General features: G+C 68.8%; 19 protein-coding genes. 10 read left to right on the top strand and 9 right to left on the bottom strand.

The annotated features are described in order from the left end of the window. The first annotated feature begins 3 nt into the window (after positions 1-3). From J8I33_RS17195 to J8I33_RS17185, 3 genes are read left to right on the top strand one after another with little or no spacing between them, the layout of a single operon-like run. Positions 4-1470 (top strand): glucose-6-phosphate isomerase, encoded by a 1467-nt coding sequence (locus tag J8I33_RS17195; protein ID WP_050017958.1) that lies wholly within the window; start codon positions 4-6, stop codon positions 1468-1470. Continuing rightward, complete coding sequence (locus J8I33_RS17190) at positions 1467-2651, top strand: glycosyltransferase family 4 protein (RefSeq protein ID WP_209938291.1); 1185 nt, start codon at positions 1467-1469, stop codon at positions 2649-2651. Before J8I33_RS17195 ends, J8I33_RS17190 begins: the two co-directional genes overlap by 4 nt. Continuing rightward, on the top strand, positions 2651-3817 hold the full coding sequence (locus J8I33_RS17185) for a glycosyltransferase family 4 protein (protein WP_050017960.1): 1167 nt from the start codon (positions 2651-2653) through the stop codon (positions 3815-3817). Before J8I33_RS17190 ends, J8I33_RS17185 begins: the two co-directional genes overlap by 1 nt. A 133-nt stretch (positions 3818-3950) precedes the next feature. Here the strand turns inward: J8I33_RS17185 and J8I33_RS17180 are convergent, their stop codons facing one another. Continuing rightward, positions 3951-5186, bottom strand: coding sequence for an MFS transporter (locus J8I33_RS17180; protein ID WP_209924744.1), 1236 nt, complete (start codon positions 5184-5186; stop codon positions 3951-3953). 152 nt (positions 5187-5338) lie between these two features. On the opposite strand from J8I33_RS17180, the gene J8I33_RS17175 reads away from it, so the two are divergent. Next, on the top strand, positions 5339-5809 hold the full coding sequence (locus tag J8I33_RS17175) for a helix-turn-helix domain-containing protein (protein WP_124631283.1): 471 nt from the start codon (positions 5339-5341) through the stop codon (positions 5807-5809). 162 nt (positions 5810-5971) lie between these two features. Here J8I33_RS17175 and J8I33_RS17170 read toward each other — a convergent pair whose 3' ends face one another. Together J8I33_RS17170 and J8I33_RS17165 are read right to left on the bottom strand one after the other, a co-directional pair. Further along, positions 5972-6745, bottom strand: coding sequence for an AraC family transcriptional regulator (locus J8I33_RS17170; RefSeq protein WP_124553961.1), 774 nt, complete (start codon positions 6743-6745; stop codon positions 5972-5974). A gap of 25 nt (positions 6746-6770) precedes the next feature. Continuing rightward, complete coding sequence (locus J8I33_RS17165; protein ID WP_209938283.1) at positions 6771-7112, bottom strand: FKBP-type peptidyl-prolyl cis-trans isomerase; 342 nt, start codon at positions 7110-7112, stop codon at positions 6771-6773. Positions 7113-7705: 593 nt separating this feature from the next. On the opposite strand from J8I33_RS17165, the gene J8I33_RS17160 reads away from it, so the two are divergent. Continuing rightward, complete coding sequence (locus J8I33_RS17160; RefSeq protein ID WP_209924747.1) at positions 7706-8623, top strand: metal-dependent hydrolase; 918 nt, start codon at positions 7706-7708, stop codon at positions 8621-8623. 445 nt (positions 8624-9068) lie between these two features. Further along, positions 9069-10559, top strand: coding sequence for a sigma-54 dependent transcriptional regulator (locus tag J8I33_RS17155; RefSeq protein ID WP_050017964.1), 1491 nt, complete (start codon positions 9069-9071; stop codon positions 10557-10559). Positions 10560-10587: 28 nt separating this feature from the next. Here the strand turns inward: J8I33_RS17155 and J8I33_RS17150 are convergent, their stop codons facing one another. The 3 genes from J8I33_RS17150 to J8I33_RS17140 form a co-directional block, all read right to left on the bottom strand. Next, positions 10588-10974 (bottom strand): GtrA family protein, encoded by a 387-nt coding sequence (locus tag J8I33_RS17150; protein WP_089489124.1) that lies wholly within the window; start codon positions 10972-10974, stop codon positions 10588-10590. A gap of 582 nt (positions 10975-11556) precedes the next feature. Then, entirely contained in the window at positions 11557-11940 is a 384-nt protein-coding gene (locus J8I33_RS17145) for a hypothetical protein (RefSeq protein ID WP_209938281.1), read from the bottom strand. Between the two features lie 107 nt (positions 11941-12047). Next, positions 12048-12830 carry an ABC transporter substrate-binding protein gene (locus J8I33_RS17140; RefSeq protein ID WP_050017967.1) on the bottom strand — a complete coding sequence of 261 codons (783 nt, stop codon included), beginning with the start codon at positions 12828-12830 and terminating at the stop codon, positions 12048-12050. Between the two features lie 234 nt (positions 12831-13064). Between J8I33_RS17140 and J8I33_RS17135 the strand changes: the two genes are divergently transcribed. Both J8I33_RS17135 and J8I33_RS17130 read left to right on the top strand, forming a co-directional pair. After that, on the top strand, positions 13065-13484 hold the full coding sequence (locus J8I33_RS17135) for an MbcA/ParS/Xre antitoxin family protein (protein ID WP_124593257.1): 420 nt from the start codon (positions 13065-13067) through the stop codon (positions 13482-13484). A 29-nt stretch (positions 13485-13513) separates the two neighbouring features. Beyond that, complete coding sequence (locus J8I33_RS17130) at positions 13514-14182, top strand: RES family NAD+ phosphorylase (protein WP_089489125.1); 669 nt, start codon at positions 13514-13516, stop codon at positions 14180-14182. A 19-nt stretch (positions 14183-14201) separates the two neighbouring features. Here J8I33_RS17130 and J8I33_RS17125 read toward each other — a convergent pair whose 3' ends face one another. Then, on the bottom strand, positions 14202-14933 hold the full coding sequence (locus J8I33_RS17125; protein ID WP_124680563.1) for a metallophosphoesterase: 732 nt from the start codon (positions 14931-14933) through the stop codon (positions 14202-14204). A 135-nt stretch (positions 14934-15068) separates the two neighbouring features. Here J8I33_RS17125 and J8I33_RS17120 point away from each other — a divergent pair, with 135 nt between their 5' ends. Beyond that, positions 15069-15722 carry a DUF1345 domain-containing protein gene (locus J8I33_RS17120; RefSeq protein ID WP_050017971.1) on the top strand — a complete coding sequence of 218 codons (654 nt, stop codon included), beginning with the start codon at positions 15069-15071 and terminating at the stop codon, positions 15720-15722. Positions 15723-15728: 6 nt separating this feature from the next. Here the strand turns inward: J8I33_RS17120 and J8I33_RS17115 are convergent, their stop codons facing one another. Both J8I33_RS17115 and J8I33_RS17110 read right to left on the bottom strand, forming a co-directional pair. Next, positions 15729-16397, bottom strand: coding sequence for a glutathione S-transferase (locus J8I33_RS17115; protein WP_209938328.1), 669 nt, complete (start codon positions 16395-16397; stop codon positions 15729-15731). Between the two features lie 97 nt (positions 16398-16494). Then, positions 16495-17202, bottom strand: coding sequence for a class I SAM-dependent methyltransferase (locus tag J8I33_RS17110; RefSeq protein ID WP_124639104.1), 708 nt, complete (start codon positions 17200-17202; stop codon positions 16495-16497). Positions 17203-17515: 313 nt separating this feature from the next. Here J8I33_RS17110 and J8I33_RS17105 point away from each other — a divergent pair, with 313 nt between their 5' ends. Next, entirely contained in the window at positions 17516-19168 is a 1653-nt protein-coding gene (locus J8I33_RS17105) for a DUF3459 domain-containing protein (RefSeq protein WP_209938321.1), read from the top strand. The last annotated feature ends 5 nt before the right edge of the window (positions 19169-19173 follow it).

Here is a 19173-nt window from a genome sequence, read left to right as displayed (position 1 = left end):
TCGATGAGTACGATTGCCGCCGAACGCGCGCCGTCGCGCACCCGCAGCTGGTTCGCCGAACCGAAGCACTGGGCCGGGCAGGCCGGGCTGTGGACGTTGACCGCCGCGCTGATCGCGATCCACCAGGGCAAGGTGCTGACGCTCGCGTTCCCGGTGCTGGCCATCGGGGTCGGCATCTGGCTGTATTTCAAGAGCCCGGCGCGCTATGTCGGCTTCATGTGGTGGGTGTGGTTCTTGAGCCCGGAAGTGCGGCGTCTGGCCGACTGGTCGAAGGGCGCGTTCACGCCGACGAGCCTGATCCAGGTCGCGCCGCTCGCGGTGACGATGATCGCCGGCCTGGGGCTCATCCGGCATTACCGCGTGCTCGCGCAGCGACGCGGGATTCCGGTGCTGCTGATCCTGTTCGGGCTCGTGTATGCGTACCTGGTCGGGATCGTGTCGAGCGGCGTGATGGCCGCAACCTACGACCTCGCGAACTGGCTGTACCCGATCCTGATCGGCTTTCACATCATGGTGAACGCGCGCAACTATCCGGAGTATCGCGACGTGCTGCTGTCCACCTTCATGTGGGGCATGCTCGTGATGGGCGTGTACGGCGTCGTGCAGTACTTCGTGATGCCGCAGTGGGACGTGCTGTGGATGGTCGGCTCGCAGATGGGCTCGCAGGGTGAGCCGGTGCCGTACGGCGTGCGCGTGTTCAGCACGATGAATTCGTCCGGGCCGTTCGCGTTCGCGATGATGGGTGCGCTGGTGTTCGTGCTGGTCGCGCCGCAGAAGATCCGCTGGTTCGCGGGCGCGGCCGGTTTCGTGTCGTTCGCGCTGTGTCTCGTGCGCTCGACCTGGGGCGGCTGGGTGATCGCGCTCGCGATCCAGCTCGTGCAATCGAGCAACCGCGTGCGGATGCGGATCCTGATCAGCGGCGTCGTGCTGGTCGGGCTGTGCGTGCCGCTCTTGACCGTCGGCCCGGTGGCCGACCGGCTCGGCGCGCGCCTGCAGTCGATCACGAACCTGAAGGACGACCGCAGCTACGACGACCGCAACAAGTTCTACGCGACCTTCGCGCAGACGGCGTTCACCGACGTCGCCGGCGAAGGGATGGGCGCGACCGGCGCGTCCACGAAGCTGTCGAGCGACAGCGGCGAGCTCGGCAAGTACGGCAGCTTCGACAGCGGCGTGATGAACGTGCCGTTCGTGCTCGGCTGGCCCGGCACGCTGCTGTATCTCGCCGGCGTCGTGATGCTGTTCGGCCGCACGCTGCGCGCGGCGTTCAAGCTGCGCCAGGACAAGTTCGTCGGCGCGTGCCTGAGCCTGTGCCTGTCGACCTTCGCGATGCTCGTATTCACGAACTCGCTGATCGGCACCGGCGGCCTGCTGATGTTCACAGCCATTTTTTCGATACTTGCCGCGGCGCACTGGCAGAAGGCGCAACGCCTGCTGGCCGCCGCGCGTTCACGGGGAGGCGACCATTGAGAATCGCGATCGTCACGCACGTCGTGCGACATAACGACGGGCAGGGCCGCGTCAATTACGAAATCGCGCGCGCGGCGCTGGCCGAACACTACGAGGTCACGCTGGTCGCGTCGCATGTCGCGCCCGAGTTGCTGGCCGATCCGCGCGTGCGCTGGGTGCCGGTGAAGGTCGGCGGCTTCTGGCCGTCGAATCTCGTCAAGCAGCAGGTGTTCGCGCTGAAAAGCGCGGCGTGGCTGCGCGCGCACCGTGGCGAATACGACGTGCTGCACGTGAACGGCTTCATCTCGTGGATCAAGGCCGACGTGAATACCGCGCACTTCGTGCACGGCGGCTGGTTCAAGAGTCCGTACTATCCGTTCGGACCCACCAAGGGGCTGTGGTCGGCCTACCAGTACGTCTATACGCGTGTGAATACCGTGCTCGAGCGCTGGGCGTACAAGCGTTCGCGCGCGATCACGGCGGTGTCGCAGAAGGTGGCCGACGAGATCGCCGGGCTCGGCATCGACAGCGGCAAGATCAGCGTGATCTACAACGGCGTCGACGGCAGCGCGTTCGCGGGCGCGCAGGCCGATCGCGCGGCGTTCAAGCTGCCGGCCGACGCGTTCCTGCTGCTGTTCGTCGGCGACCTGCGCACGCCGCGCAAGAACCTCGGCACCGTGCTGAAGGCGCTGACGAAGCTGCCGGCGAACGTGCATCTGGCGGTGGCAGGCTATCTGCCCGGCAGCCCGTATCCGGAAGAAGCGCGCGCCCTCAGCATCGATTCGCGCGTGCATTTCCTCGGGCTCGTGAAGAACATGCCGACGCTGATGCGCTCGGTCGACGCGTACGTTTTTCCGTCGCGCTACGAAGCGATGAGCCTGTCGCTGCTGGAGGCGATGGCGGCCGGTCTGCCGGTCGTCACCGCGCGCACGGCGGGCGGCGCGGAAATCATCACGCGCGAATGCGGGATCGTGCTGGAGGATCCGGACGATCCGGCCGCGCTCGCGCAGGCGATCGGCGCGCTCGCGGCATCGCGCGACACCTGTCGCGCGATGGGCGACGCGGCCCGCGAACTGATGACCCGTTTCGGCTGGGCGCACATGGGCGCCCAGTACGTCGCGCTTTACCGGCGCATCGGCCAACCCACGCAGCCGTCCGCGTTCGAGCGGGTCGAGCATGCAATCACGCAGGAGCAACCGTGATGTCCCACTCTTCCCGGCCGATCAAATCGTTGCAGATCGGCATGCACTGGTTCCCCGAACGCGCGGGCGGCCTCGACCGGATGTACTACTCGCTCGTCGGCGCGCTGCCCGGCGCGGGCGTCGAGGTGCGCGGGCTCGTCGCCGGCTCGCCGAAGGTCGCCGACGACACGGGCGGCGCGATCCAGGGCTTCGGGCCCGCGTCGCAGCCGCTCGCGCGCCGGATGCTCGCCGCGCGGCGTGCGCTGCGCGACGAGATCCGCAGCGAACGGCCGGACGTGATTTCGTCGCACTTCGCGCTGTACACGTTCCCGGGCCTCGACGTGACGCGCGGGATTCCGCAGGTGTCGCACTTCCAGGGGCCGTGGGCCGACGAAAGCCAGGTCGAGGGCGCCGCGTCGCTCGGGCAGCGCGCGAAGCGCTATCTCGAACAGGCCGTCTATACGCGCTCGTCGCGGTTGATCGTGCTGTCGCAGGCGTTCGGCCAGATCCTGACGCACCGCTACGGGATCGATCCGTCGCGGGTGCGCGTGATTCCCGGCTGCGTCGATACCGCGCAGTTCGACACGCCGCTCACGCCGGCCGAGGCGCGGCACAAGCTGCAACTGCCGCAGGACCGGCCGATCGTGCTCGCCGTGCGCCGGCTCGTGCGGCGCATGGGGCTGGAGGACCTGATCGACGCGATCGGCATCGTCAAGCGCCGTCACCCGGACGTGCTGCTGCTCATCGCCGGCAAGGGCAAGATCGGCGAGGAACTGCAGCAGCGCATCGACGAAGCGGGGCTGCAGGACAACGTGAAGCTGCTCGGCTTCGTGCCCGATCATCATCTCGCGGCGCTGTACCGCGCGGCGACGGTCAGCGTCGTGCCGACGGTCGCGCTCGAGGGCTTCGGGTTGATCACCGTCGAATCGCTGGCATCCGGCACGCCGGTGCTGGTGACGCCGGTCGGCGGGCTGCCGGAGGCGGTCGCCGGGTTGTCGAACGATCTCGTGCTGCCGTCGACGGGCGCCGATGCGATTGCCGAAGGGCTCGGCGGTGCGCTGTCAGGGGCGATCACGTTGCCCGACGAGGTCGCGTGCAAGCGCTATGCGCGCGATCATTTCGACAACGCGGTGATCGCGCGACGCGTGGCTGGCGTGTACGAAGAGGCGATTCAGGCGGCAGGCTGAACGCTCGCGGCGCGCAGCGGAGCCGCAGCGCGACCGAAAGCCGGACCGGCGCGCGTGCGCGGCCGGTTCGCATGCCGGCCGCCCGTCTGGGGCGGGCCGGCTTTTCCCATTCCATCCGCACGACCGGTGCGCATCATGCGCGCCGCAGCGTCGCGGCCCATACGCCGAGCGCGGCCACGCTCACCCCCGCGCCGAGCACGCACACGCCTGTCCATCCGGCGCGCGCATACATCATCGTCGCCGCGATCGCACCGAGCCCGCTGCCGGCCGAATAAAACAGCATGTAGCAGCCGACGAGACGCGCATGCGCGTCCGGCCGCGCGCCGAGAATCATGCTCTGGTTGACGACGTGCACGGCCTGTCCGCCGACGTCGAGCAGCACGATGCCGACGATCAGCAGCGCAATCGACGTAGTGCCGAATGCGAGCGGCAGCCACGCGCACGCGAGCAGCGCGAGTGCGGCGCCGGTCGTCGCTTCGCCGCGCCCGCGATCCGCGAGCCGGCCCGCGCGCGCGGCGGCCGCCGCACCCAGCGCGCCGACGAGGCCGAACGCGCCGATCTGCGTGTGCGACATCGCGTGCGGCGGCGCGCTCAGCGGCAGCACGAGCGCGCTCCAGAAGATGCTGAACGCCGCGAACATCAGCAGCGCGATCGTGCCGCGCACGCGCAGCACGCGTTCTTCGCGCAGCAGCGACACCATCGAGCGCAGCAGCGCCGCGTAACCGATGCGTTCGCGCGGTGCGTGCCGATCCGGCAACAGCCGCGACAGCACGACGAGCATCGCGATCGCGAGCACGCCCGATACGAGATAGACGGCCCGCCACCCGGCGATGTCGGTGACGACGCCCGCCACCGAGCGCGCGGCCAGCAGCCCGACCACGACGCCGCCCTGCGCGGCACCCACTACGCGGCCGCGTTCGCCTGCGCCGGCGAGCGCGGCCGCGCACGCGATCAGCCCTTGCGTCATCGCGGTGCCGAGCAATCCGACCGCGACCATCCCGGCCAGCAGCGCGACGCGTGTCGACGCGGCAGCCACGCCGATGCAGGCCGCGGTCAGCAGCAGAAGCTGCACGGCGATCAGGCGCTTGCGGTTCAGCAAGTCGCCGAGCGGCACGACGAACAGCAGCGCGAGCGCGCAGCCGAGCTGCGTCGCGGTGACGACGCCGCCGACGGCGGCCTGCGACACGCCGAAATCCCGCGCGATCGAATCGAGCAGCGGCTGCGCGTAGTAGACGTTCGCGACGCTCGCCGCGCAGCAGACGGCCAGCAGCGCGACGCGCGCCGACGACAGGCGGCCGCCGTCGGCCGGATGGACCGCGTCGGTTCGCGCGTTCGATGCAACGGTGCCGGAACGGCAGGATGACTCCATGGTTGCCTCACGCAATGGAGTTGCAATTTGAAATTTGTTTGGAGTGTAGGGAAAGTGGTTTTAAAATGCAACTTGTTGGGTGGCGGGCCAAAGGCCCGCGCACGGATGGCCGGCATGCCTGCGAAGGCGCCGGCGCAATTGTGGAGAGGAAGATGGCCAGGCAGAAAAGTCTTGCGGATTCGCCGTGCCCGGTGGCGCGCGCGACCGATATCGTCGGCGATCGCTGGGCGTTGCTGATCGTGCGCGACGCGTTCGACGGCGTGCGCCGCTTCGGCGATTTCCGCGCGAGCCTCGGCGTCGCGAGCAACATCCTGTCCGACCGGCTGAAGCGGCTGGTGGACGCCGGCGTGTTCGACGTCGTGCCGGCGTCCGACGGCACCGCGTATCAGGAGTACGTGCTGACCAAAAAGGGCGAGGGGCTGTTTCCGGTCATCGTGATGCTGCGGCAGTGGGGCGAGGTCAACCTGTTCGCGCGCGGCGAGCCGCATTCGGTGCTGGTCGACCGCGGCACCGGGCGCGCGATCCGCAAGCTCGCGCTGCGGCACGACGACGGCCGGCCGGTGAAGGCGGCCGAGACTATCGTGAAGAAGATCGGTGACGAAGCGGGCACGACGCGTCGGTGAGCGCGGTGCGCGGCGACCATCGGCTGGACGCGCGGCGCGTTTATGCGCGGTACGGCCTCGCACGGAACGGACAGCGGCGGTCGAAGCTCATTCGGCCGTAATGCCACGGCGCGAGCGAGCGCCGCATCCGCTATCGCGGGAAAACCGGCGTCGCTGGGCCGTTCAGTGCCGTCCGCCACGCCAGCGTCCCGGCGCGACGCCGAAGCGCTTCGTGAACGCATGCGTGAACGTGCTTTGATCGGCGAAACCGACGCTGCCCGCGATGTCGACGAGCGAATGCCGGCCGTCGGCGAGCAGCACGACCGCTGCGTCGAGCCGCAGCCGCTGCAGGTAGCGATGCGGCGTCTCACCGAACGCGTCGACGAACAGTTGATGAAACCGGCGCATCCCGTAGCCGCAGTGCGCGGCGAGATCGGCGATGCGCAGCGGATCGGCGAGCCGCGCGCGCAGCCAGCGGTCGATGCGCGCGAAATCGAGGCCCGACGCGGGCGCGGCAATGCCGGCATCGTCGAGCAGCGCATCGCACAGGCGTGCGGCGGCCTGCCACTGGAAACGGTGCGCGGCCGCCTGCCGTGCGTCGCCGGCCGGCGCATCGTGCTGCACGGCGACGGCCGCGACCTGCGCGACGAGCGACGTGAGCGCCGGGGCGATCGACACGGCGCGCGCATGGTCGAACAGCCGCTGCGGCACCGCGAGCGATGCGGCGGGCAGGTCGATCACGAGCTGGCGATTGTCGCCGAGGCCCGCGTAGTCGTGGCGCGCGCCGGCCGGAATCAGCCAGGCCGCGTGCCGGTCGATGCGCCGGCCGACCCCGTCCACTGCCATCACCATCGCGCCATCGACGCCGAGCACGACCTGGTGGAAGTCGTGCACGTCCGACGCTTCGCACGTGGCGTAGCGGCGCAGCGCGATGGCGGGGGAGGCGATGCGTTCCATCCGAAGGAAGCGGCCGGATGCGGGGTCAGACGTCGAGCAGTTCGACTTCGAACACGAGCGTCGCGTTCGGCGGAATCACGCCGCCTGCGCCGCGCGGGCCGTAGCCGAGTTGCGGCGGAATCGTCAGGCGACGCACGCCGCCGATCTTCATCCCTTGCACGCCTTCGTCCCAGCCCTTGATGACCATGCCGCCGCCCAGCACGAACGCGAACGGGTCGTTACGATCCTTGCTCGAATCGAATTTCTGACCATCGGTCAGCCAGCCCGTGTAGTGGACGCTGACGGTCTTGCCGGCTTGCGCTTCCGCGCCGGTGCCTTCGGTCAGGTCTTCGTACTTGAGGCCCGATTCGGTCGTGATGACGGACATGATTTCTCCTGAAAGAGCGTGACGTAAAACCGCTATTGTAGGCGAGCGCGCAGCGGGCCGGCGCGTGCGGATTTCGCGCCGCCGTACGCGTGTCGGCAAGCGTGTCGCCCAGCGTGGCGGAGCGCCGCGCGCGGGATCGCCCGACACGCCATTGGAACGCGCGTTTGAATTTTTCGCGCGTCGCGGCGCCGAGGTTGCACCACGCGAGGGCGCCGAGTGTATGAATCGATGCGACCGGCACGCGTTGCCGCAGGCTGCACGACCGTTGCCGGATTCCACGGCACGCCCGCCACACGAGGCTTGCGGGCGGGCGGCGCGGCGCCGAACCGGTTCCGGCGCGTCACCCGTACGCCAACCCGCGCGTTCGAATCGCGACCTGTCCGGGCGCCGCTCGCGCGCCGTTTTTTACGCCGTTCCGACCGTGCCCTGTTTGGAAGCGCGCATCTACCGCGCGGCTTGCGTGCGCCGGCGCGCGCGGCCTATCTTTACATCTGTCGATGTCAGGATTTGGCGGCGCGCGATGTGCCGCCCGGGCTTGCGCCGGCTGCGTCGGACGATGCGCCGGGCCGCTCCGCAACAGGAGAACGATGAACATGAAGTCAGCCGCTTCCGCCACCGCAGCCGGCATCATGCCGGTGCGTCGCGACCTGCGCTTCGACCTGCCGGTCGACCGCGCGAAGGACTGGCATGGCCTCGGGTCCCACGTGACCCATTTCTTCAACGCGCTATCGCTGCTGTTTCCGGCCGGCGAGCGTTTCTTTATGGATTCGGTGCGCCACTATCGCGACCGGATCGACGATCCGGTGCTGAGGCAGCAGGTGCTCGGCTTCATCGGCCAGGAGGCGATGCACACGCGCGAGCACGTCGAATACAACGAGCTGATGCAGGCGAACCGGCTGCCGGCGCGCAAGCTCGACAAGCGCGTGTGGACGGTGCTCGGCTACCTGAAGCGCAAGCTGCCGCATTCGATGCAGCTCGCGCACACGGTGGCGGCCGAGCACTATACGGCGATGCTCGCCGACTGGCTGCTGAGCGACCCGACGCGCCTGGCCGGTTCGGTCGAAGGCTACCGGCAGATGTGGCTGTGGCACGCGCTGGAGGAAACCGAGCACAAGGCCGTGTCGTTCGACGTGTGGAATGCCGCGATGAAGCCGGGGCTGCGCCGTTACCTGATCCGCATCGGCGTGTATCTGCTGACGACGCTGACGTTCTGGCCGACCGTGTTCCTGATCCATGTCACGCTGCTGTGGCGCGATCGCGGCGCCGGCCATCACGTGCGCGGCCTGCTGCGGGTGCTCGCGTTCCTGTACGGGCCGCGCCGCGGGCTGTTCCCGCGCATCGCCGGCGAATGGCTGAGCTTTTTCCGGCCGGGCTTCCACCCGTGGGATCACGACAATCGCCACCATCTCGCGCGGGTCGACGCGCTGGCCGCCCGCTACGGCCAACACGGCGGCACGCCGGCCGGCCGCGGCCGCGCGAACGCGCCGGCGCCGCTCGCGTCGGGCCGCTGACCGGGCCACCCGCCGCACGGCGGGGCGCCGCGCATGTTGCGTGCGTGCATCATCTGACTGCTTCCGACGATTGACGCAAATCAACCGGAACCGGTTGCCCGGGCGCCCGCCTGCCTGGCCGAGCGGTTGCGTACGCATGCGCCGGCACGCCGATCAGACGTGCGCCGCGTCGCGCGCAATCGCCGCGCGCCAGCGCCGGCGCGGCTGTGCGCGCACGGCGCCGGCCCTTTCCACTCGCGCGCCGTGCCCGCCTCCGGGATAACACCCATCCAGCCGCAGGCCGGCCGCATCGATATACCGTTCATGGCAACGTCGACCTCGGGCGCGATTCATGCGCAGGGGGATTTTATTCGGACGGAAATACGGCCAATATGTCGGTTCGATCGTGTCCGTCGTACGCGGCGGTGAGCCGGCGCGCGATACCAACGCCAAGCGGGGAACAACGATGGTTGCAAGGTCACCCGACGCAAACGGGCAGGCGGCGCCCGAGATGACGGACGTGTCCGTCACCGCTCCCGAGGCCGGACGCAAGCTGTTCGTGATCATGCGCACGCCCGACGAGCCGTTGCTCGCACAACTGCGCGGGCTCGGCTGGGAGATCGCGGTCGCGAAGACGGCCGGCGCCGCGCAGAACATGACCTCCGGCGTGAGCGTGGCCGCCGGGCTGGTCGATTTCACCGGGTTCACGTCGCGCGACTATCCCGCGCTGAAGATGTGCCTGAGCCAGCCGGCAATCGGCTGGATTTCCATCGCGCAGGCCGGCATCACGATCGGCCCCGCCGTGCGCGAACTGATCCGCAGCTATTGTTTCGACTACGTGACGCTGCCGCTGCCGTACGAATGGATTTCGCACGTGCTCGGCCATGCGCGCGGGATGGCCGCGCTCGATCGCGTCGACGGCGCCGCCTATGCGGCGTCGATCGGCGAACACGGGATGATCGGCAATTGCGAGGCGATGCAGCAGTTGTTCAGCACGATCCGCAAGGTCGCGAAGACCGACGCGAGCGTGTTCATCTCGGGCGAGTCGGGCACCGGCAAGGAACTCACGGCGCTCGCGATTCACGAGCGCTCCGGCCGCGGCAAGGGGCCGTTCGTCGCGATCAATTGCGGCGCGATTCCGCATCACCTGCTGCAGTCGGAGCTGTTCGGCTATGAACGCGGCGCGTTCACCGGCGCGAACCAGCGGCGCGCGGGCCGGATCGAATCGGCGAACGGCGGCACGCTGTTTCTCGACGAGATCGGCGACATGCCGGTCGAAAGCCAGGCGAGCCTGCTGCGCTTCCTGCAGGAAGGCAAGATCGAGCGGCTCGGCGGGCAGGAATCGATCGCGGTCGACGTGCGGATCATCTCGGCCACGCACGTCGATCTCGACGGCGCGGTCGAGGCCGGGCGCTTCCGCGCGGATCTCTATCACCGGCTGTGCGTGCTGCGCATCCACGAGCCGCCGCTGCGCGCGCGGGGCAAGGACATCGACATCCTCGCGCACTACGTGCTGCAGAAATTCAAGGCCGACAGCGGTCGCAAGATCAGCGGCTTCACGTCGGCCGCGCTCGACGCGATGCGGCGCTACGAATGGCCCGGCAACGTGCGCGAACTGATCAACCGCGTGCGGCGCGCGATCGTGATGGCCGAGAGCCGGCTGCTGACGCCGCACGATCTCGGGCTCGAGACGCCCGGGGAAACCGAACCGGTGACGCTCGAACAGGCGCGGTCGCTGGCCGAGCGCACCGCGATCGAGAACGCGCTGCTGCGCAACGACCACCGGATCAACAAGGCCGCCGCCGAACTCGGCATTTCACGCGTGACGCTCTACCGGATGATGATCGAGCACGGGCTGAACGATCACGACAACACCGGCGGCAACGGCGGGAATGGCGACAGCGGCGGGCACGACGGCGCGCCGTCGGACGACGCGGGGCATCAGCGGGTCGGATGAGCGGCGCGCGCGATGCGTGCGCCGCGGCTCACCGATAGGTCCACAGCCGATGCAGCACGAACGTGACGGGCGGCACGCACAGCACGACCGCGACGATGCTCCATGCGCGGGCGAGCCCGAGCGCGTCGGTTGCGTGCGCCAGCAGCATCGTCGCGGCGAGGCCGGCCATCGCGACCGCGAGAAAGCGCACGAAGTTGCCCCACGTCACCGGCGACGAAAAACTCCACAGCGTGTTGGCGAGATACGAGAACGCGGTCGAACAGACGAACGCGGTCGCGTTCGCGATGACGGGCGTCGCGTCGAACAGCGCGAACATCGCGGCGGCGATCAGCGCATGCAGCGCGGTCGAGCCCAGGCCCGACACGCCGAAGCGGATCAGTCTCGCGCGCTCGGCGGCATGGAAGGTACGGATCATCGTGGGCGGGGGGCGCGAGGTTGCGTGAAATCGCGTGAAGCGGTGTCGCAGTATAGCCATGCGATCGGCCGCCGCGTCCAGCGTCCGGCAGCGACGGGCGGTGCGTCTTGCCGCAGCCGGGCATGTAAAGCGCATGAAACATTTCGCGTTGGCCCCCACGCGAATTTCCGCGACGAACCGGGTCGATCGGCCAGTCCGCCGCCGGTAAAAATTCCGCGCTCCATTGTTCAGCCTTATTCCGCAAGGCCCCGCCGTTGCGCGGCCGGCGCGTGCCGCGGCGCCGATGTTTCAGTTTCGTAACTTCCGGCATTCCACGCCCGTTCCGGCCGCCAGCCGGTTCGGTCACCGCCTTGTCCGGCCGGGCTTGCGCAGCGCTGGCCCGCTCCTTGCGATGAAGGGCATGCGAGAGTCGACGGCGCGAGATCCGTCCGGTCAGGCAGCGAAAGCCGCCGCGATCGACCAGGATGCAGTCCGCGGGGATGCGGCGGCCGGGCGCGGTGCAGCGGGCCGCGTCACGGCGAGCAGGAAACGTCGTCGCCCGATCGCCGGGGCATCGGCATCGTCCGGTTGCCGGAACAAACATCAGACAGCAAACGGGGTAGAAAAATGATCGATCATCACACGCCGCGGTCCGCAGGCCGCGATCGCAGTGATTCGGGACATCGCCGCTCGAACGTCGCGCTTGCGGCCGACCGGCATGCGACGACAGGCCATCTCTCCGCGCCCGGTGCGAGGCGGGTCCGGCTGCTTGCCGGTCATCCGCGCCGGGTCGGCACTTTCCTGCACGCGAATCCGATCCGCATGGGCATGTGCACACGGGCGCCGATACCGCGACGTCCGATCTTCGCCTATTGATGCGAGCGGCACGACGTTCGTTCGCACGGCCATCATTTCCGCGAACGATTGATCCGTTGTCCGAATGATGGTCGACGCATCGTGCTGCGCGCGATGCAGGAAGACAGGCATTCGATGCAACGGCGAACCACGCGCCGCCGTTGCCATCCGGTTGAAGGGGAGGGGCGGTCGGACGCGCGCGACGGAAGCAGTAATCCGTACGCGCGCGACGCCGTTTTTCAACCGCCGTAGATGTCGAAGTCGAAGTACTTCGACGCGAGCCGCTTGTAGGTGCCGTCCTTGACCATGTCGGCGATCGCGCGGTCGATCTTCGCCTTCAGGTCGGTGTCCTCCTGGCGCAGGCCGATGCCGGCGCCGATGCCGAGCACCTTTTCGTCGACGAGCTCGGGCCCGACGAACGTGTAGTTCGCGCCGCGCGGCGATTTCAGGAATCCGATCGCGGCCTGCACTTCATCCTGGAGCGCCGCGTCGAGGCGCCCGGCGATCAGGTCGGCATACACGCCGTCCTGGTTCTGGTACGACACGACGTTCGCGCCTTGCTTGCCCCAGTACGCCTTCGCATACGTCTCCTGCGTCGTGCCCTGCTCGACGCCGATCGATTTGCCCTTCAGCGATTCGGCGGTCGGCAGCAGCGACGAGCCTTTCTTCACGACGAGCCGCGTCGGCTGATTGTAGATCTTCGTCGTGAAGCCGATCTGCTGCGCGCGCTGCGGCGTGATCGACATCGACGACAGCACCGCGTCGAACTTCTTCGCTTTCAGCGCCGGAATCATCCCGTCGAAATCGTTCTCGAGCCACACGCATTTCGCTTTCAGGCGCGCGCAGATCTCGTTGCCGAGATCGATGTCGAAGCCGACGAGCTTGCCGTCCGGCGCCTTCGACTCGAACGGCGCGTAGCTGGCGTCGGTGCCGAAGCGGATCGTGGTCCAGTCCTTCGCGACGGCGGGGCCTGCGGATACCGCGAGCAGGGCGATCGAAACGGCGGCAATCAGTCTCTTCATGGTGCGTTCCTTGGCGTGGTGCATCCGGGTTCTGGGCGACACGGTTTCCACGGACACGACCCGCGCCGTGACGCGGTGTCCGCACGGTCATTAACGCAGAAAATAAAATAAGAGTCCAGAATGGACAAAAAATATCGATTGAGCGGATCGGTATGACGATCGATGGGTGCGACCCTTGCAAAAATACGAGAATGGACTAATCTTGTTAGTAAATTCGTTTCGAGACTAACGATCATGTCACAGCCCGCGTACGAGTCGCATTCCGCCGTGCCGCACGCTTCGGTCGCGCAGATGTCGGCCGCCGGCCTGCGCGCGTTTTTCAACATCGCGCGCGACTGGGACCTGACGATCGACGAGCAGATCGTGCTGCTCGGGTCGCCTGGCCGCTCGACGTTCTTCAAGTGGAAGGCCGCGCCGGAATCGGCCCGCCTGCCGCGCGATACGCTCGAGCGGCTATCGCTGTTGCTCGGCATCTACAAGGCGTTGCAGATCCTGCTGCCGCAGCCGGCCGCGGCCGATGCATGGGTCAAGCGGCCCAACGACGCGGCGCCGTTCGGCGGCAAGCGCGCGCTCGACCGGATGCTGGCCGGCAACGTCGGCGACCTGGTGGCCGTCCGGCAATATCTCGACGCGATGCGGGGTGGCTGGGCGTGACGACACCGATCGAAGTCACCCGGTGGCCCATGACCACCGTCGACTGGGCGCCAGCCTATCGCGTGATTCCCACCCGTTTTCCGGCCATCAACCTGTTCGACCGCGTCGCGTCGGCGGACGATTTCGACGCGCTCTACGCACTCGAATCGCTGACCAACGACCGCATCCGCAACGAAGTCGGCACGCTCGACCTCGTGCCGCCGGCCGAGCGCCGCTACGGGCAGGGCTGGGGGCCGATCATGGCCGCGTTCACGCACCTGAATCCGCTGGGCAGCCGTTTTTCGGACGGCAGCTACGGCGTGTTCTACTGCACGCGCTCGCGCGACACGGCGATCGCTGAAACGCGCTATCACAGCGGGCTGTTCCTCGCCGCGACGAAGGAGCCGCCGATGCGCCAGCAGATGCGGCTCTATACCGTGTTCGCGCATGGCGACGTCGCCGACGTGCGCACGTGGCCGCAGCGCGATCCCGCGTTGCTGGACCCGGTCGACTACGGCGCGGGGCAGGCGTTCGGCCGCGCGGTGCGCCATGCCGGCGGCGCGGGGATCGTCTATCCGTCGGTGCGCGATCCGCGCGGCGAGTGTCTGGCCGCGTTCCGCACGACGCTGCTGCGCGACTGCCAGCATGCGGCTTATCTCGAATACAACTGGAACGGCTCGGCCGTCGATGCGGTGTTCGAACTGAATCAGGTCGGCTAGCGTTCGCTTGGCCGGCGCGTCAGGGCAGCGCCCAGTCGCCCGCGTGGCGCTCGCGCGCTTTGGCCTGCGTCATCGACCACGTGCGGCCGGTGCGCGGCTCGGCGAGCGTGAGCCGCCCGGCCGGCGCGAACGCACCCGTGTCGATGAACCATTGCGCGCCGATCCGCTGCGGCTCACGCACCGGCGTGTGTCCGGTGCAGGTCAGCGACAGCCCGGCCTGCAGCGCCGGATCGGCGAGCCCCTGGACGAGATCGCGGCCCCAGATCAGCCGCTCGCGCACGTCGTGCGGATAGCTGCCGGTATCGAGATCCGCGTCCGAGCCGAAGAATTCCGCATGCAGCACGTTGAAGCGCGCGGGGCCGTCGCCGATCACGCGCACGAGCGGCAGTGCGTCGACGCGCGCCGCATGCGCGCGCAGCCGTTCCGGCGGCAGGTCGGCGCCCCAGTCGCCGCCGATCCCGCGCCATGCGTCGGGCGGCAGCTTGCCGCGCGCGACGAGGCTCAGCACTTCCTCGTGATTGCCGCGCACGACGTGGCACCACGGCCGGTCGAGCAGGTCGAGCGCGGTGTCGGAGGCCGGGCCGCGATCGACGAGATCGCCGACCGAGAACAGCCGGTCGCGGGCCGGATCGAAGCGGACGTCGTGCAGCAGCGCGCGCAGCACGTCGACGCAGCCGTGCAGGTCGCCGACGACGAAGTCGCGGCCGGCCGTGTTCGCGGGATGGCGGCAGAGCAGGGCGGTGGCGGTCATTCCGTTATCTTAGGCGCTCCTTGGGCGCGCGCCCATCGCCACGTCACGACGGAATGAGGATAATCGGGGCGCGTTGCGCGCCGGCGCTGCCGCGCGCGCGGCCGAACCCTTTCCATCCGCTTTCGGAATCACACGATGACGCTTTATCCGCAGGTATTACGCAACCGGCCGCGCATGGTCGCGGCGTTCGTCGCCGGCGTGCTGTGCGCGGTGCTGCTGCCGCTTCCGCTGCGAGCCACCGCGCGGGCACTGATCGGCTGGGATTGCGCGGTCTGGTTGTATCTGGTGTTGATGTGGGTGCGCATGGTCACCGCGCATCATCACAAGGTGCGCGAAGTCGCGATCCGCGAGGACGAAAACGCGACGACCGTGCTGACCGTCGTGTGCCTTGCGACCGTCGCGAGCGTGGCCGCGATCGCGATCGAACTCGCGACCGCCAAGAGCGTCGGCTTTCGCGCGGGGCTCAGCCACTACGCGATTACGGGCGCGACGCTGTTCGGCGCGTGGTTCCTGATCCCGACGATCTTCACGCTGCACTACGCGCGGCTCTATTACGGCTCGCCGAGCAGCGACCGCGCGCTCCGTTTCCCGGACCGGAACCCGGAGCCCGATTACTGGGATTTCCTGTATTTCGCGTTCACGATCGCGGTCGCGTCGCAGACGGCTGACGTGTCGCTCGCGAATCGTTCCGCGCGGCGCTCGGTGCTCGCGCAATCGATCCTGTCGTTCTACTTCAACATGGCTGTGCTCGGCTTGTCGATCAACGTCGCGGCGGGGCTGCTGAGCTGACGCCGGTTATTTGAGCAGATCGTACCGGCCGCCGCGTTCCAGCGCCCGCTGGTACGCAGGCCGCGCATGGATCGTGTCGAGAAAGCGCGCGATCGCCGGATACCGGATGCCGCCGCCGCGCGCGGTCGCGGCTTCGAGCGGAAAGCTCATCTGGATGTCGGCCGCGCTGAAGCCGTCGCCGACGAACCAGCCGCTGCGCGCCAGCGTGCCGTCGACATGGCCGAGATGCAGGTCGATCTGCGGATCGACGAATCCCGACTGCAGCACCGCGGCGATCTTGCGCGCGATCGGCCGCGCGAAGAACGGCATCGGCGCATGCGCGATCCGCAGCGCGACGAGCTTGAGCAGCAGCGGCGGCATCGCCGACCCTTCCGCGTAGTGCAGCCAGTACGTGTAGTCGTGCCGCTCGGGCGAGCCGGGCGGCGGCGCGAGACGCCCGTCGCCGTAGCGGTCGACCAGGTATTCGATGATCGCGCCCGATTCGGCGAAGGTGCGGCCGTCGTCGGTCACGACGGGCGACTTGCCGAGCGGATGGATCGCGCGCAATTCGGCCGGCGCGAGCATCGTTTTCGGATCGCGTTCATAGCGCACGATCTCGTACGGCACATCCAGTTCTTCGAGCAGCCAGAGCACGCGCTGCGAACGCGAGTTGTTCAGGTGATGGACGGTGAGCATGTCGAGGCCGGAAGGGGGCGGGAACGACATCATACCGAGCGCATCCGTTGCGCACGCAAATAGCGTCGCGCGCGCCGTTTCGTGCCGCGCCGAACCGTCATGCGCGCCGCACCGCGATCCACGCGCCCCAGAACAGGCTCGCGAAAAAACGCAGCGGCGCGTCGAACCCCGCGTCGCGCAGCAGCGCGAACACGGCTTCCTCGGACGCGGGCGGATCGGCGCCCTGCAGGATCTTCGCGAGTTGCGCACGCACGGCGTCGGGCGTGGCGCCTTTCATGCGCCAGCGCTGCTGCCACGCGTCGAGCAGGCGCGGGTGGTCCGCGTAGCGGCGATGGTTGCCGGCGAGCACGAGCGGCGCGCCGGGCTTCAGGCGTCGCGCGATCGCGTGCAGCAGCGCGGCCTTCGCGTCGTCGCCCGGCACGTGATGCAGCACGCCGATCAGCGTCGCGCCGTCGAACGCGGGCACGTCGGGCAACGCGTCGACGCCGTCCTCGACGAACGTCGTACGCGCGCCGAAACCCGCGGCTTCGACGTTCGAGCGCGCAAGCGCGAGCATCGGCGCGGACGGGTCGACGGCCGTGAACCGCCAGCCCGGTTCGAGCGCGGCCGCGACGCAGATTTCCTGGCCCGTGCCGCCCGCGCCGGCGACGAGCATCCGCGCATCGGCCGCACCGATCGCCGACGCGAGCATGCATGCGGTGAGTTCGTGGCACGCGTCGTAGCCGGCGAGCGCGATGCGCGATTGCTCGGCGTATTCGTGTGCGCGTGACGGATCGAATTTCGCGGCGCTGGCGGGAAGCGACATGGCAGGTCCTCGGATCGGGGCGGACGACATGTCCGCGAACAGGACGCAGAGCGTATGTGCGCGCGGCCGGCGCAACAAGACGAGCAATCATTCCGGTATGCAGACTACCCGACTCGTCGGCGCGTGCCGGCCGGTTTCCCGTGCGATTTTCCAAGGGTCGATTCGCATTTAAAAATGTCTGACTACGATGCATCGACGTGGCGAATCCGGCGCATACTCGGTGCTCTCCCCCCGCCTGGCCTTCGCATGCCGGGCCCCGATGCGCTGCGCCATCGGCGCGGCCATGCCGCTCGGTACGCACGAGGAGCGCATGATGTCCGATTGTCCGCACGATCCGTACGCGCAGCACTACATCCATTGTTTGCCGTTTGGCGCGCAGCCCTGCGGCGCGCTGTGCACGACGCCGCGCACGCATTTCCGCGTGTGGGCGCCCGGCAGCACCCACGTCGAGCTCGAACTCGATACCGGCTACGGCCCGATGCTCGTCCCGATGACGAGCGCCGGCCCGAACTGGTTCGAGGTCTTCGTCGACTGCGGCGCGGGCGCACGTTACCGCTATCGTCTCGACGATACCGTGTCGATTCCCGATCCCGCGTCGCGCTCGCAGCCCGACGGGCTCGACGGCCCGAGCGAGGTCGTCGATCCGCGCGCGTTCACGTGGCGCAATACGTTCTGGCACGGGCGCGCGTGGGAAGACATCGCGCTCTACGCGATCCGCCCGCACGCGGTGGGCGGCTTCGACGGCGTGCGCCGCCGGCTGCCGCAACTCGCGCGCCTCGGCGTGACCGCGCTGGAGCTGCTCGCGTCGCCGCACGACAGCCTGCCGTTCGCGCCGCTCGCGGCCGAAGGCGGCCCCGACGCGCTGAAGGCACTGATCGACGCTGCGCACGGCTACGGTCTCGCGGTGCTGCTGGAACTCGACTACGCGCGCTTCGGCAGCGGCACCGACGCGCTGCGCCACTACGCGGCGCCGTTCTTCCATACGCGCGACGATCCGCTGCAGGCCGCGCCGCTCGCGCTCGATCATCCGGAAGTTTGCGATTTCTTCTGCGACAACGCGCTGTACTGGATCGACGAATACCGCTGCGACGGGCTGCGCCTGCGCGAAGCCGACCGGATCGGCGTGTCGTGGCTGCGCGAGATCGCGGATCGCGTGCGCGCCGCCGTGCCGGCCGACCGGCTGATCCACCTCGTGCTCGGCAGCGAGCGGCATCCGGCGCATCTCGCCGATACCCATTTCGATGCGCAGTGGAACGGCTGCGGCGAACGCGCGCTGCACCGGCTCACCGGGCGCGACACGTCGGCTCATGAGGGCATTTCCACGCACCAGTCGATTCACACGCTCGCCCGCGCGCTGACCGCGGCCGGCGCGGCGTACCAGCCGGCCGCATCGGCGGACGGGATGGCCGCCGACAGCGGACTGTCGCTGACGTCGCTCGTACTGTCCGACGGCGCATGGCGCGACAGCGGCCCGGGCGATTATGGGCAGGCGGCCGGCTTGGCCGCGCTCGCGCTGTCGCTGCTCACGCCGCAGATCCCGCTGATCTTCGACGAAACCGCGCGCGACATCGACCGTGCGCATTTCGTGCAGTCGGCGCTCGCGGTGCGCGCGAAGCTGATCGCGCCGAGGCTGTCCGATTGCCGGCCACAGGCAGCCCATGCGCTCAAGGCGGACGGCGACGGCGATGCCGACGCGCTGTGCGCATCATGGCGGCTCGCCGACGACGAGACGTTGACGATCGCGTTGAACCTGTCGCCCGATGCGGTGCCGTTCGACGCACCGGTCGGGCGGGTGGTGTTCGAGACGCCGGCACGCGCGCGCGACCGGGTCGAGGAAGGGGAGTTGCCGCCGTATTCGCTCGTCGCGTGGCTGACGGGCGACGTCAATCGCTACGCGCTGACGCACGACGTGCGTCGCCTCGACGACGGTTCATGGCGCGGCAGGCGTCCGAACCTGAACGCATGAGCCGA

The organism is Burkholderia sp. AcTa6-5 (genome assembly GCF_017815075.1).
GTDB classification, from domain to species: Bacteria; Pseudomonadota; Gammaproteobacteria; order Burkholderiales; family Burkholderiaceae; genus Burkholderia; species Burkholderia sola.
This window is presented reverse-complemented; position numbering and strand designations above follow the sequence as displayed.

Coding starts and splice junctions, on each gene's coding strand:
- J8I33_RS17195 (WP_050017958.1), top strand. CDS start 4: ATGAGTACGATTGCCGCCGAACGCGCGCCGTCGCGCACCCGCAGCTGG.
- J8I33_RS17185 (WP_050017960.1), top strand. CDS start 2,651: ATGTCCCACTCTTCCCGGCCGATCAAATCGTTGCAGATCGGCATGCAC.
- J8I33_RS17180 (WP_209924744.1), bottom strand. CDS start 5,186: ATGGAGTCATCCTGCCGTTCCGGCACCGTTGCATCGAACGCGCGAACC.
- J8I33_RS17175 (WP_124631283.1), top strand. CDS start 5,339: ATGGCCAGGCAGAAAAGTCTTGCGGATTCGCCGTGCCCGGTGGCGCGC.
- J8I33_RS17170 (WP_124553961.1), bottom strand. CDS start 6,745: ATGGAACGCATCGCCTCCCCCGCCATCGCGCTGCGCCGCTACGCCACG.
- J8I33_RS17165 (WP_209938283.1), bottom strand. CDS start 7,112: ATGTCCGTCATCACGACCGAATCGGGCCTCAAGTACGAAGACCTGACC.
- J8I33_RS17160 (WP_209924747.1), top strand. CDS start 7,706: ATGAAGTCAGCCGCTTCCGCCACCGCAGCCGGCATCATGCCGGTGCGT.
- J8I33_RS17155 (WP_050017964.1), top strand. CDS start 9,069: ATGGTTGCAAGGTCACCCGACGCAAACGGGCAGGCGGCGCCCGAGATG.
- J8I33_RS17150 (WP_089489124.1), bottom strand. CDS start 10,974: ATGATCCGTACCTTCCATGCCGCCGAGCGCGCGAGACTGATCCGCTTC.
- J8I33_RS17145 (WP_209938281.1), bottom strand. CDS start 11,940: ATGCCTGTCTTCCTGCATCGCGCGCAGCACGATGCGTCGACCATCATT.
- J8I33_RS17140 (WP_050017967.1), bottom strand. CDS start 12,830: ATGAAGAGACTGATTGCCGCCGTTTCGATCGCCCTGCTCGCGGTATCC.
- J8I33_RS17135 (WP_124593257.1), top strand. CDS start 13,065: ATGTCACAGCCCGCGTACGAGTCGCATTCCGCCGTGCCGCACGCTTCG.
- J8I33_RS17130 (WP_089489125.1), top strand. CDS start 13,514: ATGACCACCGTCGACTGGGCGCCAGCCTATCGCGTGATTCCCACCCGT.
- J8I33_RS17125 (WP_124680563.1), bottom strand. CDS start 14,933: ATGACCGCCACCGCCCTGCTCTGCCGCCATCCCGCGAACACGGCCGGC.
- J8I33_RS17120 (WP_050017971.1), top strand. CDS start 15,069: ATGACGCTTTATCCGCAGGTATTACGCAACCGGCCGCGCATGGTCGCG.
- J8I33_RS17115 (WP_209938328.1), bottom strand. CDS start 16,397: ATGCTCACCGTCCATCACCTGAACAACTCGCGTTCGCAGCGCGTGCTC.
- J8I33_RS17110 (WP_124639104.1), bottom strand. CDS start 17,202: ATGTCGCTTCCCGCCAGCGCCGCGAAATTCGATCCGTCACGCGCACAC.
- J8I33_RS17105 (WP_209938321.1), top strand. CDS start 17,516: ATGTCCGATTGTCCGCACGATCCGTACGCGCAGCACTACATCCATTGT.